Origin of the sequence: uncultured Thalassolituus sp. (assembly GCF_950066645.1) — a bacterium.
Classification (GTDB): Bacteria; Pseudomonadota; Gammaproteobacteria; order Pseudomonadales; family Oceanobacteraceae; genus Thalassolituus.
Genome location: NZ_CATMFB010000016.1, coordinates 63,546 through 80,363, shown reverse-complemented (window position 1 = coordinate 80,363; position 16,818 = coordinate 63,546). Strand labels below are relative to the sequence as shown.

Below are 16,818 nucleotides of genomic sequence, written 5' to 3'. Positions count from 1 at the left end.
GCTATTGCAGTCGCGTTTTCTGTGTAAGTGATATTTGACGAATAAATAAAAGAATCTGAGGAATATCTGTGTCTCGATTGACCGATTTAATAGCCAGAGCCAGTGCGAAAGACGCGGCTTTAGGGGAAGAGCTGGAAAAAGAGTTCAAGGCGCTCTCATCAAGGCGTGCCTTTGGGTTGAATTTTGAGCGCCACAAGCCAGAGAGCGTTGAGCTGCCTGGACGACCCGTGCGCAAAGGCGACAAAGTTAGAATTCTCCCTCCTCGCGGATCAACTAAAAAGGGCGATCAAACACTTTGGAAAGTTCTGAAAATCAGTAAATCAGAAAATGTTCGAGTTGCTGAGCTTGAACAGATTGATGTTGAGAATCCTCAAGTTTCGGAAGTAACCGTTGATGATTTAGTGGTTGTCGCAGAGTTTCGTGATTACATCTATCCCGGTCTGGTTAGTACTGGAAAAGTTGAGCGCGGCGGAGATAAGCCATACCACACGGTAATTAATGGAGAAAACTTTCATGTGCTGGAGGCATTGACCTATACCCATAGGTCAATGATTGATTTGATTTATATAGACCCTCCATACAATTCTGGTGCGCGAGATTGGAAATATAATAATGATTACGTTGAAGAAGAAGATTTATATCGACACTCCAAATGGCTAGCCTTTATTGAACGTAGACTTAAATTGGCAACACTGTTGTTAAAGCCTTCCTCTGTATTGATTGTCGCTATAGATGAAAAAGAATATTTGAGATTGGGCCTATTGTTGGAGCAAACATTCCCAGAAGCTCGAATTCAAATGGTAAGTGCATTGATAAATCCAGCCGCTGTGGCTCGTGTAGGTGGGTTTGGTCGAAGTGATGAATATCTATTCTTCGTCTTTCTGGGTGATATGGCGCCGTCTCGCGTGCGTTTGGATAGGGAATGGGTATCAGGAAAAGGACGAACACACACGGGAAAAATTCGATGGGACCTTTTACGTCGTTCAGGAACAAATGCTGAAAGATCTCATTCGCCAGGCTGTTTTTACCCAATATATGTCGATCCTAACAAAGTCAGAGTAGTTGAGATTGGTGAGCCATTACCTCAAGGCGTTTCGAAGGCGCCAGAAAAACAAGGGCTCGTAGCCGTTCTACCAATAAGGAAAGATGGAAGTGAGGGCAACTGGCAATGGTCTCCGGAAACCTTCAGAGAACGCTTTGCCCAAGGAAGAGTTAAAATAGGTGGATCAAAAAAACGAGGCTTTACTGTTTACATTCTAAAACCTGGTGAATATTCAAAAATTGAGCGAGGTGAATTTAAGCTAGCAGGAAGAGCCGAAGACGGATCTCTAATTGTTGAGGATAATGATCCCAGTGTTGTCACTGCCATTCCTGGAAGCCAGTGGCGAATATCTCGACATGACTCAACACAATACGGTAGTAGATTGATTTCTTCATTTGTTCCGGGAAGGAAGTTCCCTTTTCCAAAAAGCATCTATGCGGTTGAAGATGCAATAAGGTTTTTCGTTGCAGATAACCCAAGTGCAATTGTTTTGGATTTTTTTGCTGGTTCTGGAACAACTGCGCATGCAGTAATGCGCCTTAACAGGCAGGATTCTGGAAAAAGGCAAACTATATCAATTACCAATAATGAAGTAGCAGCTGAAGAGCAGGTTAATCTGAAAAAGAAAAAGCTTCGTCCAGGGGATGATGATTGGGAGCAATGGGGTATTTGCGATTACATTACCAAGCCAAGAATCCAAGCCGCTATTACAGGGAGAACGCCAGAAGGAAAAAGCATCGAAGGTGACTATAAATTTACAGATGAATTTCCTATGGCGGATGGCTTTGAGGAGAACGCAGAGTTCTTCACCCTCACTTATGAAACCCCTGTTGCCGTTCGACACAATGTCGCCTTTGAGCGAATAGCCCCGTTACTTTGGATGCGAGCAGGTTCTCAAGGGAGTCGAATTGAGAAAATACCTGAACATGGTTGGGATGTGGTTGAGGCCTACGGAGTTTTAGTAAACCTCGATCAATCCACAATGTTTTGTAGGGCTATAAAGGCTAAAAAGGGCGTGCATATTGCCTATATCGTAACCGACGATGATCGCCGTTTTCAGGCAGTAGCTCGTCACTTATCTGATTCGGTTGAGCCTGTACGCTTGTATGAGTCTTATTTGTCCAATTTTCGCTTTTCGATGGGCCGCTAAAAATGAAGTTTACGTTAAAAGATTATCAGGAAGATGCCGTTAGAGATGTGCTTGTCAATTTGAAAAAGGCATCTAAGCGTTGGTTGGAAGATGGTGACAAACACGCATTTTCGCTGACGGCGACGACGGGTGCCGGTAAAACAGTCATGGCGGCAGCGGTATTTGAAGCGCTATTTCATGGTGACGACAATTTCGATTTTGAACCTGACGCTGGCGCTGTTGTGATTTGGTTTAGTGATGACCCGTCACTAAACGAGCAATCAAAATACCGACTACTTGAGGCGTCAGATAGGGTTTCACCCAGTGACCTTGTTGTTGTGCAAAATACGTTTAACAGAGAGTCTTTCGAGCCAGGGAAAATCTATTTTCTCAATACACAAAAGCTCAGCAAGAATAGCTTGTTGGTTCGTGGTGCCGAAATTGACGATGAGGGATATAACAAGTCGGGTCAGCAAGTTATGCCGGATCTTCGTGCCTTCACTATTTGGGATACTATTCAGAATACGATAAACGACCCGTCTCTAACTCTGATATTGGTGTTGGACGAAGCCCATAGAGGAATGGGGGCTGGCTCAAAACAAGGCGAGAAAACAACCATTGTTAAACGGCTAATTAATGGTATGGGAAATGTGCCTGGGATTCCTGTTGTATGGGGAATTTCTGCGACCGTAGAGCGCTTTAACGATGCCATCGCCGATATGCAAGGGCGAGCCACCTTGCCAAACGTCGTGGTAGATTCCGCTAAAGTACAGGCATCGGGTTTACTTAAAGACACGATTATTCTCGATGTGCCAAGTGAAACAGGCCAATTCGACACGGTTTTGGTGCGCAGAGGTATCGATAAACTAAAAGAAATATCGACAGCGTGGGCCGCTTATCACCAAGAGCAAGGCGATGTGGATGAAGTGCTTCCACTCATGGTGCTACAAGTGCCAAACACGCCGGACCACAACGAGATTGGAAGGGCTCTGGATACAATCTACGAGCGTTGGCCGGATATGCCGGAAGACGCCATTGCGCACGTATTTGGAGACCATACCACCCAAACATTTGGGCGTTATAGCGTTTCCTATATTTCACCGGAGAGAGTGCAAGAGTCAACATGGGTGCGAGTACTTATCGCAAAGGATGCGATAAGTACTGGATGGGATTGCCCGAGAGCTGAGGTGATGGTGTCATTCCGCCCAGCAAAAGACAGGACACATATCACTCAGTTGTTGGGACGCATGGTAAGAACGCCGTTAGCACGACGTATTCCGGGTAATGATCGCCTGAATGCTGTGGACTGCTTATTACCCTTTTTCGATGAGAAGTCGGTAAAGGAAGTTGCTGATTCACTAATGACAGGTAGTGATGGTGGAGACCAGCTACAAGGGCGAAGGATTCTGGTAAATCCAGAAGAAATGTTGGCCAATCCGGCTGTCCCAGAGGCTGTTTGGGAAAAGTTGCTTTCGCTTCCTTCTCAAACATTACCTAAAAACCATTCAAAGCCGATTAAGCGCTTGACCTCATTAGCGCACGAGCTTGCTTTCGATGATATTTTGCCGGGCGCTGGCGCGTTGGCACACGCGGAAATGCACAAGGCTCTGAATGCGGCGCGGCAGCGTTACAAGGATCAGATTTCACAAGCGAGGCAGGCTGTTCTTACCGTCGAGGGTAGGACTCTGAGTGCGAACTTGGCGGACAAAAAAATGTCGTTTGATGATTTCTTAGAGGCTGCTGATTACGCGGTTGTTGAAGATGCTTATCGTCGAGCCAGCAGAGGCATTAGTCCAGATCTAGCAAACACTTATAGCGAATTTTTAGCGAAATCTGAAGGCGACGCAGATGATTATGAAGAAGCGTTGATGGATGCTCATGCAACAGTTGCAGCGCTCGGGCTGGTCCCAGAGATACAGGCTTATTTGGAAGCTGAAGCTGAAAAACTGGCTAAAGATTGGCTGACCCAATACAGAGTTGCAATAAAGGCGTTATCGGATGAGCGACAGGATGTTTACCGTGAAATCCGTGAGATGAGTACAGAGCCGATGGACGTTGAGTTGGCAAGACCTAATTCATGGATGCAGCCAACCACTATTCGCGAGGCCGATGGTACGGAGAAGGCTTTGCCAAGATATGAGAAACACATGCTTTGTAATTCAGAAGGGGCATTCCCTGAGGATTTCAACACGTGGGAGAGAGATGTGCTTAATCTTGAGCTGAATCGCAATGATTCGGTTGCATGGTATCGAAATCCTGCTCGAGCAAGTCAGGACTCCTTGGGTGTAACCTACGAGGATGCTGGTAGTATCAAAATGATGCGTCCGGACTTTATTTTCTTCTCGAAGCTTTCTGACGGTTCAATTGCGGCAGATATAGTTGATCCTCATGGTACTCAGTTCAGTGACTCCATTCCTAAGTTGAGAGGTTTGGCTCAATATGCCGAAACATCAGGTGAGCACTTTCGCCGAATTGACGCGGTAGCCAAAGTTGGCGATGCATACAGAGTTCTCGATCTGAAAGAGACAAAGGTTCGCACAGCGATAAACTCAGCGACATCGATAGCAGAGTTGTATAGCAGCGATGTTGCGGCAGATTATGTTTAAATAGTCCATAGGCGCTAGACTACAGGCTAGTCGTGCTTAAAGAGGATATCGGGATGGCAAACGGAAAAATATTACGGCAATTAATTAAAGCAGGGGCCAGTGGTGATTCTGAGGCTTTTCGCCGCGCTTCCGAAGCCGTTATTCAGGATGAGCGTCAAAAGCAGCATCACTTGTTGGCTAACGACTTGGAACAGATTCTATATGGTGAGCATTTAAAGCCTGCTAAGCGATCAGGGAGGAACGCACTGCCCTCTCCTCCAATAGACAAAGAGAGAGGTTTGCCGCTATTAGATATTCGGCAAGCACATCGACCGCTTGAAGAGATGGTGTTGCCTGACCCCGGCCAAGAGGCTATCGAAGAGCTATTGGAAGAGCATCGCCGCGCCGATATATTGCGAAGTTTTGGAATGAAACCTTCGGGAAAAGTCATATTTCACGGCCCGCCTGGGTGTGGGAAGACACTGGCAGCCGAGGTTATCGCGTTCGAGTTGGATTTACCGTTGGCAATTGTGCGCCTTGACGCTTTGGTGTCATCGTTCTTAGGTGAAACTGCGGCTAATCTGAGAAAGGTTTTTGATTTTATCGCCGATAACCAGATGGTTGTTCTGTTTGATGAGTTTGATGCGATAGGTAAAGAGCGATCAGATTCATCAGAGCACGGCGAGTTGCGTCGTGTTGTGAATGCTGTTCTGCAAATGATGGATGCGTACCAAGGCAAAAGCCTTATTTTAGCGGCGACTAATCACGAACAGATTCTGGATGGCGCTATCTGGCGGCGATTTGATGAAACAATCGATTTCCCACTTCCTAGCCCGCAGCAAGTTGAACAGATACTTTCGATTAAGTTGCGAGGTGTTCGTCGCCAGTTCGAGCTAACTGACAAAAAGTCAACTGACATATTTGCTAACCGAAGTGGTGCAGATATTGAGCGAATTGTCCGCCGAGCAGTAAAGCGAATGATTCTTCGCAGTCAAGAATTCTTGACAATTAAGGACTTGAAGCAGGCTGCTGAAAAAGAAAATACAAAATAAAGGGAATTAGCTTAGATGGCACAAGAATTTGAGCATCTGCGTATCGAGAAAGAACCAATTAATAACCCGAGGAGGTCTGGTCGTCCTCCTCGCTTCAAAAAGCGAAGTGACTTAGTTGGGCACGGTCAAAAATTATCTGGTGCGTTGGCTAGCACGACTCAAGCTGTTAAGCAGCAGTTAACGTCGAGGCCAGGACATTACGTACTCAAGTTGAAGTATGAAGATACGCTTTCATTCAATGAGCTTGTGGCGCATGGCGTAGAATTCGTGAGTCAAGAAGATAGTCACATATGTGTGGTTTTCACCACGGAGCAAGGGTTGGCTACTTTTTCAGATCATTTGGCCAGGCTCGGTCTGGATGACAAGGATATTACCCGAAAACAACTTCTTGAAGCGCTTACAAGCATAGAGGCGTGGAATGCTGAGGATAGAAAGAGTTGGGCGCTTAAACAATATGGGCTTCCTCAGGATGAAATGTTTACGCTGGATGTTGAATTATGGCCTTCTGATTTAAGCGCGAGTCCACAACGAAAAGAGCTAGTTGATGCATTTGAACAATGGTTGGTAAGCAACAATATTGAGAGCAAGGATAAAGTTAATCTTGATAGTCTGCTTATGTATAGGCTCATGGTCGATAGGAATGGTGTTGAAAAATTACTAAACCATTCTGATGTGAGATTTATCGACTTGCCTCCGCGAAGTGGTATCGATTATCAAACTATTAATCGGGATATTAACTCTCTGCCAGCAGACATTCAGCCACCACATAAAGATGCCCCGCGAATCTGCATTTTAGATAGCGGTATCAATACAAATCACCCTCTTTTAAAGAGCGCAGTCGCAGAAAGCGCCAGTTTTGTAGAGGGTGAAGATGAGTTCGATGCTGCTGAGCACGGAACTCAAGTAGCTGGGATTGCATTGTACGGTAATCTGGAAGAATGTAGCCGCTCCAATTACTGGGTACCTGAAGCTTGGCTCTTTAATGGAAAAATATTAAACAAGCACTGCGAGTTTAATGCTCAGTCTATCGAGTCCACTTTGGTTGAAGCTGTTGAGTATTTTGTCGGTTTTGGTTGCCGGATTTTTAACCTATCAATTGGGAACGAAAACTCCCCCTATGATGGTAAGCATATCCGAGGTATCGCCTATGTTCTCGATTTGCTAGCAAGAAAGCACGATATTCTATTTGTGGTTTCTGTAGGTAATTTTAGGGGATGTGATGAACCACCCGTCCCAGCAGAAAGTTGGAGAGAAGAGTATCCAGAGTATTTGCTGGGTGATCACAATCGAATTATTGATCCAGCTCCTGCGCTGAATGTATTAACAGTCGGTAGTCTAGCCTTGCATGATGCAACTAGAGGTGATTTACAGCGCCCAGAAGATATCGATCACTTGGCGGCGGCGAAAGCTAATCAACCATCACCTTTTACAAGGCACGGGCCAACAGTCAAGGGAGCTATCAAGCCAGAGCTAGTTGCGCATGGGGGAAATTTTGCCTCACCAATGCGTTTCGAGGGGAAGCAATGGCAAGTCAAAGACGGTGAGCCAGGAATTTTAAGCCTAAATCCAAATTTTGTTGGTAATACGCTGTTCAGTGTCTGTCATGGAACTAGCTTTTCAGCCCCTTATATTACGCACCTGGCAGGGCGCCTTCTGGCTAATTATCCAGATGCGTCTGCAAATTTATTAAGGGCAATTTTGGTTAATCATGCCGACATGCCGGATGAGTGCTTATCGACATTTTCCGATGAGGTTAAAAAGGCATACTCAAAAGCCAACGGACGGCGGGACCCTCAAACAGAGGTTGCCGGATATGGGCTGGTTAATGAGGAGAACCTTTATCGATCCGATGAGTCAGCAGTGTTATTAATGGCTGAAGATTCAATCTCAAACGATAGTTATCAGTTTTATGAATTACCATTGCCTGAAGAGTTTCTCCGCCGTAAAAAATCTGCAAGAGAATTGCGGGTTTCCCTAAGTTATTCGCCTGCCGTCCGCACAACACGCCTTGACTACCGTGCTACCAAGATAGTGTTCAATTTAGTTAAAGGTCGCTCTTTGGATGAAGTACAAAAACACTTTCACAAAGAGCTGCAAAAAGACAAAGATAGGTTAAGTGATACCGTCTCAAGCAAAGCAAATAGAACAATCTCATCAGAGCTACGTAGCAAGGGTAGTGTTCAGTGCTCTAAATGGAACTTTAAAAAACTATCCCCTGATTTCAAATGGTTTGTCGTGGTCACTAGGCAGGATGCAGCAGGATGGGGGGGCTCGTTAAGTGCTGAATTGGAAAAGTATGCCTTGGTAGTAACCGTAACTGATAGGGAGAACGAAGAGGCTCGACTGTATTCGCAGATCTCACAGAAAATTGAGCAGCAGGTGCAGGCTCGAGCAAAAGTGTAGTAATGCGAGAATTACGCGGAGTTACGCATGGTTTGCGTAATTATGCATGTGACGCGTAATTGTGCGTAATTTTAGGTAACTCTATCTCAAACCTCAAATCGTGCAGCAGGCTGCTGGATTGGCCCTTGGTCTGAGGCCCTGAGTCGGTGAGGGCTTGAAAACGGGCGCAAATACCAAGGTTTGACATAGAGTTGATGGCAAGAGCGGGAAATGGATTTTATTTAGCCGAGATCTTGCTAGAATGCGATTTAATGTTTGGTAGAAACAACCAGCCTTCCAATACCTGCCTTTTTTGATTTTGGGTGTTGGAGCCGCCTGAGTTGATCAGGTGCTGTCGCTGAAAGTGTCAAGATTCTATCTTTACGCTTGGCGGCTAATACTCCTAGAGTACCTGCCCAGAAAGTTGACAATGTTGGGCTTAACTTAACAGTTTTGGTTGTCTTTATGATAAAAGCCAATATTTTCAATGAGTTGAATGGCTTGTTCGCTACTTTATGTGAACTACCGTTCTGATGCTCCAGGCCGGATAACCTCCTGTTGTCCGGCTGCCTCCCCGGTTTTCAGCTTTCACCGGAAAAACTTATCACTTGTCTATTTTCCACCCTATAATGGCCTGAAATGCCATTAGGTTCTGAGGCAAAATAGCTGCGCGTCACTGATACATCGATTGTGACCCATTTGAGAGTTGAGACATGAAGACAAAGACTATTACACGCCCGACACCGGCGCTGATCCAATATATCCGTATCGCACTTAAAAACCCTAAGCCACCCAAAGAAGCCCTGGTGTGCGAAGAGCGGGCGCGTTACAGCCGCAACAACGTCACTGTGAATAAAACAGAGCTGCGCGGTTACCGTGAGCAGTGTGGCTTCTCAGACAGTGGCTACCTGCCGTTTACTTACCCCTTCCTGCTGGCCTTTCCGCTACAGAGCGATCTCTTTCTGTCGGATGCTTACCCGCATGCAGTCATGGGGCTGGTACACGTGCGTAACACCATTACTCAGCACAAGCGCATTCCAGAAGATGCCGTGATGAATATCGACTGCACGCTGATTGGCCCGGAGCCCGTCTACAACGGCAGCGAATTTACCTTTTACACGCGTGTATTTGTGAAAGACGAGTTGATGTGGGAATGCCGGACCTACCTGCTGAAACGCGGCAAAAAGAATCCTGAGCTGAAGAAAGACGCCGAATTTGAAACCCTCGAAGCGGCAGGTCGCAGTGTTGACTGGGAAGTGCCTGCTCTGACGGGTGTTAAATACGCTCTGCTCGGCAAGGACATCAATCCGATCCACCTATTCCCGTTCACCGCGCGCGCCTTTGGTTTCAAACGCCCGATTGCGCACGGTATGTGGGCGAAAGGTCGCGCTCTGGCGTCGATGGAGTCTCATATCAAAGACAAAGCGGCGCGGGTTGACGTGGAATTCAAGCTGCCGATTTTCCTCCCGGGTAAAGCCCGTCTCGGCTACAACGTCGGTGCTGATGGGATTGATTTCAGCCTGACAGATCCGGAAGAAGGCAAGCCATACATCAATGGCCGCGTGACCTATCTTTGATTACGCCTTTCCCGCGCGCATAAAAAAACCGGCCAATGGCCGGTTTTTTTAGTTGCTCTGTATCAGGCTGCGCCGAACAGAGTGGTCGCATCCAGACCGTGCTTTTCAAATACTTCACGCAGACGCTTCAGCGCTTCTACCTGAATCTGGCGCACGCGTTCGCGGGTCAGACCAATTTCGCGGCCAACGTCTTCCAGTGTGCTGGCCTCATAACCACGCAGACCAAAACGACGGGACAGTACTTCACGTTGCTTCTCAGGCAGCTCTTCGACCCAACGCTCCAGATTCGACTGAATGTCGTTGTTCTGCAGTTCAGTACCTGGATCTTCGATCCGCTCGTCGGCAATCGTATCCAGAATTGACTTGTCTGAGTTCGGACCCAGTGGGGTATCCACTGACGTCACACGCTCGTTAAGCTTGAGCATACGTTTTACGTCGGCCACTGGCTTGTCGAGCAGTTCTGCAATTTCTTCTGCGGTAGGTTCGTGGTCCAGCTTCTGAGCCAGTTCACGGGCGGCACGCAGGTACACATTCAGTTCTTTCACCACATGAATCGGCAGACGGATGGTGCGGGTCTGGTTCATGATGGCGCGTTCGATCGTCTGACGGATCCACCAGGTGGCGTAGGTTGAGAAACGGAAGCCACGCTCCGGATCAAACTTCTCTACAGCGCGGATCAGGCCGAGGTTGCCCTCTTCGATCAGATCCAGCAGTGACAGACCGCGGTTCACGTAACGACGGGAGATCTTAACCACCAGTCGCAGGTTACTTTCGATCATACGTCGACGGCCCATCTCGTCGCCTTTGCGAGCCAGTCGTGCGTAATGTACTTCTTCTTCAGCGGACAGCAGAGGTGAAAAGCCAATCTCGTTCAGGTACATCTGGGTCGCATCGAGCGTTTTCCCGGATGTGTCAGCGGCAAAGCGCTCATCTTCCTGACCAGAATCACCGTCAGCATCATCTGCCGACATCGCTTCTACATCATCAAAAACTTCATCTTCGAGGATTTCACGTTGTTGTACTGCCATGTTCATACCCGCCTATTTTTTGTTGTCGTCCTGAACCTGAACCGAAACAGGTTTCGTACCAGAACAACTGTTTAACTTTTTACCCACCTCCTCTGCGCGCTGGCAGATACTTCAGTGGATTTACCGGCTTGCCGTCTTCCCGGATCTCAAAGTGAAGTTTCACTTTGTCGGTACCAGTAGATCCTGTTTCGGCAATTTTCCCGCCCGCTTTAACTTCTTGATTCTCGCTGACCAGGATGCGGCTTGCGTGGGCGTAGGCGCTGAGGAACTTTTCGTTGTGACGTATGATCACCAGATTCCCGTAACCCCTCAGCCCGGTCCCTGCGTAAACCACAGTTCCCGCCGCTGCTGCCAAAACAGATTCCCCCAAAGACCCGGCGATATCAATCCCCTTGTTGACCGGCTTTTTGGTCGAAAAATGACCAATTACTTGCCCTTCCAAAGGCCACAACCACTGAGAAACCGGGGCATCCGGTATATTACTTGGCGATACATGACTATTTTCAGTTTTGGTCTGCGTTGGCTGAGTACGTGGCGCCGGGACTTTTGACGGATTTCTGACAGAGGGAGTCGCAACGACCTTGTTCGATCGGGCCGTATACTTCACGTCAATTTTCTGTCCTGGGTAAATGATATAAGGCGCAGAGATGGAGTTAGCGTTCGCCAACTCCCGGTAGTCCAGTCCATAGCGCCAGGCAATGGCATAAAGTGTTTCACCCTTACGCACAAGATGGATTCCTGACGCGCTTTCGCTTTTACTGAACTTTTCGTCAACTGACACAAAACCGGGGCCTGACAGGCACCCCGTCAATAACGCGGTTATTGTGACTATTGTGACAACGAGGGGTCTTTTCATCGTTTTTCTGCAGTAGTTATGTTTTTGACACCCCAAGGTGACGGCTTTTTGTTCATGTAACAATATGCAACCTTTAAAACTTTTAGTTATTTATAATTATTATTTTGATCACCAAGTATTCTTAAAAAAGGTGGAATTTTTTTCGCGTAGTTACTGTATACAGGATTTCAAACAGGCGGATCAAAAAAAACAGGTGACTTAACAACCGTTCATTTTTATCAGTCAGTATCTTTCTTTGTCGTCAGTCGTTCCATTCCTAACACCAGAATGGCCCCTGCGAACATCAATCCCAGCGCCCACCACAACGAAACATCCATCAGGGGCAGAACATTAGACTGAATAAAAGGGACTTCTTCTCCCTTACTGTTGATCCGTGTGAGCAGGGTTTCTTTCCAGGGCCAGACTTTGACCAGCGAACCCACCATAAAACCCGTGAGAAGAGCGAGTACCACACTTTCAAAATGATGGAGCAACCAGCTCAGAAGGCGCGAGAATAACAACAGGCCGAGCAGTGCACCGGCTGCAAAGGTGCCCAGTAACGGCAGATCCAGTCCCTTGATTGCGGCCATCACCGGGCCGTAGAGGCCCATCAACAGCAACATAAAACTTCCTGAAATGCCGGGTAAGATCATGGCGCAGATGGCGATGCTTCCTGCGACAAACACGACCGGAAGGCTTGCTTCGATCTCAGTAGGCGACGCCATACTGATCCAGCCCGCGACGACCGTCCCCAGAGCAATGGCAGCCAGCTCCTGCCAGCGCCACTGCTGGATCGTCCGCCCGATATGCCAGCATGAGGCGATAATCAGGCCGAAGAAGAATGCCCACAGAGCAATCGGGTGGTGCATCAACAGGTAGTGAATCACTTTGGCTAATGACGCGATGGCCACCAGAATTCCGGACCCCAGAGTCAGCAGAAAGGTACCGTCCAACTGTTTCCAGGCCGCCGTAAAACCCTCCCGGCGAAGAGTTGTGAGTAATGCGGGGCTGACGCCAGAAATGGCATCGAGCAGGCGCCCGTAAATCCCGGTAATAAAAGCGATGGTGCCGCCCGATACTCCGGGCACGACATCTGCGGCTCCCATGGCCAGTCCGCGAAAAAATACGCCTGCTAATTTCATACTTGGGTCCCTGAATAAGAAAGGGACGCCGTCGCGTCCCTGTAAACTGAAATCTGTTAACGCTGCACGCCCGGCAGAAAGGGCACAAACCTCACCGATTCCAGCGTTTTACGCGCGAAGTGATCCCCGTTCCGGGTGATCAGAATCAGCTTCTGCTCCTGCCCGCCGACCGGGATAACCATACGTCCGCCGTCCGCCAGCTGCTCCAGTAATGAGGCCGGTACCTCTTCCGGTGCGGCAGCAGCGAGGATGCCATCGTAGGGTCCGTGCTGCGGCCAGCCCCAGGTGCCATCTGAAAGTGAGAGTCTGACGTTGTCGTAGCCAAGGCTTTCCAGTCGCTCGACTGCCCTGACATGCAGTGGCTCAATACGCTCAACGCTGTAAAGGGTTTTCACCAGAGGACTCAGTACCGCGGTCTGATACCCCGAACCGGTACCTATCTCCAGCACACGGTGAAGTGGACCGGCCGCCAGAAGGGTTTCGGTCATCTTAGCGACGGTATAGGGCTGGCTGATGGTCTGGCCGTGACCAATCGGCAGGGCCGTATCTTCATAGGCCCGGTGTGCCAGTGCTTCATCGACAAACAGGTGACGGGGCGTCACTGAAATCACGTTCAGTACGTCTTCGCTGGTGATGCCAGAGTCACGAAGTCGTTGCACCAGTCGATTACGGGTGCGTTGGGAAGTCATGCCGATACCGGTCAGGTGATGTTCGTTCAACGTGCGTCCTGTGCTCTTATTTCTTCCAGTGCTCTGCCATCGGCACAAGCTCACTGTGTAATGTCATATCAATCTGAACTGGTGTCACCGAAACACGCTTATGTTCAATCGCGTGAAAGTCGGTTCCCGGACCAGCATCCGCCACTTCTCCCGCTGCAGAGATCCAGTAACAGTCCTTCCCACGTGGGTTTGTGGTCTTCACGGGGTTATCAGCTTTATGTCTGTGGCCCAGGCGGGTCACTTCAACGCCCTGCAATTCATCATACGGAACGTCCGGGACGTTGATATTGATAATGGCGTTGCGGGGCAGCGACAGCGTTTCGATACGGGGAAGCAGTTCGAGAAGAACCTGCGCAGCGGTTGCAAAATGGGTTTTGCCACAAAGGGAAACCGCGACTGGCGTCGCTTTGAGAAAACGCCCTTCCATCGCTGCAGCGACGGTACCGGAATACAATACGTCGTCGCCAAGGTTAGCGCCGCTGTTGATACCCGAGATAACCCGATCACAGCGATCAGCGAAGAAACTGTTGATACCAAGATGAACGCAGTCAGTCGGGGTGCCGTTAAGACCGATGTAACCGTTATCCAGCGTCACCGGATGCAGTGGACGATCGAGCGTCAGTGAATTACTCGCACCGCTACGATCCCGGTCCGGCGCTACGACGTACAGTTCGTGTCCTGCGTTGCTGAGCGTTTCTGCCAGCATCCGCAATCCCGGCGCATGTACACCATCATCATTCGACAGGAGCAGGCTCATTCTCTGTATCTCTCTGGGGTTCTTCTGTGTGAAGGATTTCTCGGATCAATGATGTCGCATAATAACCGGCAGGCAGAGAAAATGTGAGTCTTAATTGATCCGGCTGGGGCCTGCTGCTGCTGAACTGCTCAGGACGCGCTGCCAGTGGGCGACGCTCCTGAGTCAGGCCCGCGTGCTCCAGGCCCTCACAAAGCAGCGGATGTTGCCCGGCAATATCCGATTCCAGGGCCAGTGCGTCACCTTCACTGCTGAGGCGCCCGCGTCCCCAGAGAGGGCCGGTCGGCATGCCCTGCTCAGACAGCAGATCCCCCTCCAGAGTCGCCCCCCAGATACCACGGTGAATCCTTTCCGCCAGGACTTCATTAAAGATAAAGGAGCGCACCGCAGACAGGTAAATGCCTTTCCGCTTTTTATTCCGAACCCGGATTTCGCGCGCGAGCATTGCCCGCCCCTGCTCAACGTTATCACCGTCACGGCCAAAGCGTTGCGCGCCGAAATAGTTGGGTACTCCGCCTTTCTGAATCGCCTGCAGGTTGGCGTCAATCAAGGCCCGGTCGCCCTCAACATCGCGCAGCAGGATATCGAACTGGTTTCCCAGCAGGTCGCCCGGACGCAGTTTTTTCACATGGCGGGCCTGACTCAGAATCTGAAATTCGTCATGCTCAAACGCCGTAAAATCGGGCTCCTGAACCTTTGGCATCCAGACGCTGAACCACTGGCGTGTCACGCCGTATCTGTCTTTTAAGCCAGCGTATCCCACATCAAGATCACGGACTCCCGCAAACTCTGCGATCTGCGCAGCGACGTACTGTGTATTGGCGCCGGTCTTAACAACATCCAGCCAGACATGCTCCCCTTCTCCGGAAGGCAGGGCGAGAGGAATTTCTGTGACCTTAAAGTCGGTCAGTTCCTGCTTAAGCATCGCTCGGGCACCCGTTACCGGGTAAGCAGAGGGCCAGGCAGGCAGTTGTGTATAACGTTGAGGATTAACAGACATCAGATTGCTTCAGCAGGAATCAGAAGTGCGACCGCATGCACGGCGATCCCTTCTTTGCGGCCGACGTAGCCGAGTTTTTCGGTCGTGGTCGCCTTAACGTTAACGTCATCAATACGCACCTGCAGATCCGCAGCAATGGCAGCGCGCATGTCTTCAATATGAGGGGCCATTTTCGGAGCCTGTGCAATGATGGTCACATCCACATTACCTGCGCGATACCCCTTGTCAGCCACCAACGACACAACATGGCGCAGCAGCATCCGGCTGTCAGCGCCCTGCCACTGTTCATCTGTGTCGGGAAAATGCTTTCCGATATCCCCCAGAGCTGCCGCCCCCAACAGTGCGTCGGCAAGTGCATGCAGTGCAACGTCACCATCGGAATGGGCTTTCAATCCGTGAGTGTGGGGAATTTTCACCCCACCCAGTGTAATCATGTCGCCTTCTTCAAAGGCGTGTACGTCAAACCCATGCCCGATACGCATATCTGTATCCTGATCAGTTCTGAGAAAGAAAAAGTTCAGCGAGCGCCAGATCTTCCGGGCGCGTCACTTTAATATTGTCAGCCCGCCCGGCGATTAACCGGGGGCTGCCGCCACTGTGTTCGATGGCTGACGCTTCATCCGTCACTTCAAAGCCATCAGCCAAAGCCATTTCCAGCGCCGCCCGCAGTGTCCCCAGGCGGAACACCTGTGGTGTCAGCGCATGCCAGAGCTGAACACGGTCCACAGTGTGTTCGATACTCACGGTGCCATCAGCCCCGACGACACCCCGCTTCATAGTATCGCGGGTTGGCGACGCCAGAATTGCACCTTCGTCCCCCAGACCGGACAACAGAGTATCCAGATCGGAATGGCGCAGGCATGGGCGGGCAATATCATGAACAGCCACCCAGTCTTCGTCATTCGCAATGCCTTCCAGGGCGCACAGTCCGTTCAGCACAGAATGGCAACGCTCGGTGCCTCCGGACGCCCGGATAACATCGGGATGATCAGCAAAATGGCTCTGTGGCCAGTATGGGTCTTCATCCGACAACACAATGACCGCTTTACGGATGCGCGGGTACGTCAGAATACATTCCAGCGTGTGCTCCAACAGGAAGCGGCCGTTGAGTGGCAGGTATTGTTTTGGCCGGTCGGCCTGCATACGACTACCAACGCCAGCGGCCGGTAGCACTGCCCAGACAGACTCGCTCATGAATCGGGCTCGGCAAACAGAATAAAGCTTTCGCCTTCTTTCACCAGGCCCAGGTCTTCGCGGGCTGTTTCTTCAAGCAGCGCGTCACCATTACGCAGATCCATCACTTCGTTGAGGAGCCCATGGTTAATCTGTGCCTGCTGATCATTCGCCGAATGCAGACTTTCGATCTGTCGTTCAAGCGCGCGGCTGGCAACGACACCACTGTCATCAAACCAGAGGCGGTATTGCAGAATAAGCAGCAGCAGAACCGCTACTGTGGTCCAGAGGTACTTGTGGCTGATCGCCATGACCGGGGTGCCCATCGTTAAGCCTGAGTATGGGCGGTATAGTAAACCAGTGGACCTGCGGGGCCAAACGACGAATCAGACGGCCACAA

The 16,818-nt window shown here is 49.7% G+C and carries 14 protein-coding genes; 5 read left to right on the top strand and 9 right to left on the bottom strand.

Annotated features, from left to right (window positions below):
• Positions 1–68: 68 nt before the first annotated feature.
• From Q1L85_RS14225 to Q1L85_RS14205, 5 genes are all read left to right on the top strand, one after another.
• The gene (locus Q1L85_RS14225) at positions 69–2,192 is read left to right on the top strand and encodes a site-specific DNA-methyltransferase (protein ID WP_300433452.1); all 2,124 of its coding nucleotides are present in this window, start codon (positions 69–71) and stop codon (positions 2,190–2,192) included.
• Between the two features lie 2 nt (positions 2,193–2,194).
• Positions 2,195–4,777: a DEAD/DEAH box helicase gene (locus Q1L85_RS14220; protein WP_300433451.1), complete on the top strand. Its 2,583-nt coding sequence runs from the start codon at positions 2,195–2,197 to the stop codon at positions 4,775–4,777.
• A 53-nt stretch (positions 4,778–4,830) separates the two neighbouring features.
• A complete protein-coding gene (locus Q1L85_RS14215; RefSeq protein ID WP_300433450.1) occupies positions 4,831–5,808 on the top strand; it encodes an AAA family ATPase in 978 nt (325 codons plus the stop codon).
• Between the two features lie 15 nt (positions 5,809–5,823).
• Positions 5,824–8,211 carry a S8 family peptidase gene (locus Q1L85_RS14210; protein ID WP_300433449.1) on the top strand — a complete coding sequence of 796 codons (2,388 nt, stop codon included), beginning with the start codon at positions 5,824–5,826 and terminating at the stop codon, positions 8,209–8,211.
• Between the two features lie 692 nt (positions 8,212–8,903).
• Complete coding sequence (locus tag Q1L85_RS14205; protein WP_300433448.1) at positions 8,904–9,767, top strand: MaoC/PaaZ C-terminal domain-containing protein; 864 nt, start codon at positions 8,904–8,906, stop codon at positions 9,765–9,767.
• Positions 9,768–9,829: 62 nt separating this feature from the next.
• On the opposite strand, the gene rpoS is transcribed toward Q1L85_RS14205, so the two are convergent.
• The 9 genes from rpoS to Q1L85_RS14160 all read right to left on the bottom strand — a co-directional run bounded on the left by rpoS (position 9,830) and on the right by Q1L85_RS14160 (position 16,744).
• Positions 9,830–10,795, bottom strand: a complete 966-nt coding sequence (rpoS, locus tag Q1L85_RS14200; protein WP_300433447.1) for an RNA polymerase sigma factor RpoS — start codon at positions 10,793–10,795, stop codon at positions 9,830–9,832.
• A 79-nt stretch (positions 10,796–10,874) separates the two neighbouring features.
• The gene (locus tag Q1L85_RS14195; protein WP_300433446.1) at positions 10,875–11,522 is read right to left on the bottom strand and encodes a peptidoglycan DD-metalloendopeptidase family protein; all 648 of its coding nucleotides are present in this window, start codon (positions 11,520–11,522) and stop codon (positions 10,875–10,877) included.
• Positions 11,523–11,869: 347 nt separating this feature from the next.
• Positions 11,870–12,772 (bottom strand): DUF368 domain-containing protein, encoded by a 903-nt coding sequence (locus Q1L85_RS14190; RefSeq protein WP_300427727.1) that lies wholly within the window; start codon positions 12,770–12,772, stop codon positions 11,870–11,872.
• A gap of 56 nt (positions 12,773–12,828) precedes the next feature.
• Positions 12,829–13,461: a protein-L-isoaspartate(D-aspartate) O-methyltransferase gene (locus Q1L85_RS14185; protein ID WP_300427732.1), complete on the bottom strand. Its 633-nt coding sequence runs from the start codon at positions 13,459–13,461 to the stop codon at positions 12,829–12,831.
• A 46-nt stretch (positions 13,462–13,507) separates the two neighbouring features.
• Positions 13,508–14,248: a 5'/3'-nucleotidase SurE gene (gene surE / locus Q1L85_RS14180; protein WP_300427725.1), complete on the bottom strand. Its 741-nt coding sequence runs from the start codon at positions 14,246–14,248 to the stop codon at positions 13,508–13,510.
• Positions 14,226–15,245: a tRNA pseudouridine(13) synthase TruD gene (gene truD / locus Q1L85_RS14175; protein ID WP_300433444.1), complete on the bottom strand. Its 1,020-nt coding sequence runs from the start codon at positions 15,243–15,245 to the stop codon at positions 14,226–14,228. The genes surE and truD overlap by 23 nt, the downstream gene beginning before the upstream one ends.
• Positions 15,245–15,727 (bottom strand): 2-C-methyl-D-erythritol 2,4-cyclodiphosphate synthase, encoded by a 483-nt coding sequence (gene ispF, locus Q1L85_RS14170; protein ID WP_300427722.1) that lies wholly within the window; start codon positions 15,725–15,727, stop codon positions 15,245–15,247. The genes truD and ispF overlap by 1 nt, the downstream gene beginning before the upstream one ends.
• A gap of 13 nt (positions 15,728–15,740) precedes the next feature.
• The gene (ispD, locus tag Q1L85_RS14165; protein ID WP_300427720.1) at positions 15,741–16,439 is read right to left on the bottom strand and encodes a 2-C-methyl-D-erythritol 4-phosphate cytidylyltransferase; all 699 of its coding nucleotides are present in this window, start codon (positions 16,437–16,439) and stop codon (positions 15,741–15,743) included.
• A complete protein-coding gene (locus Q1L85_RS14160) occupies positions 16,436–16,744 on the bottom strand; it encodes a septum formation initiator family protein (protein WP_300427719.1) in 309 nt (102 codons plus the stop codon). Before Q1L85_RS14160 ends, ispD begins: the two co-directional genes overlap by 4 nt.
• Positions 16,745–16,818 lie beyond the last annotated feature (74 nt).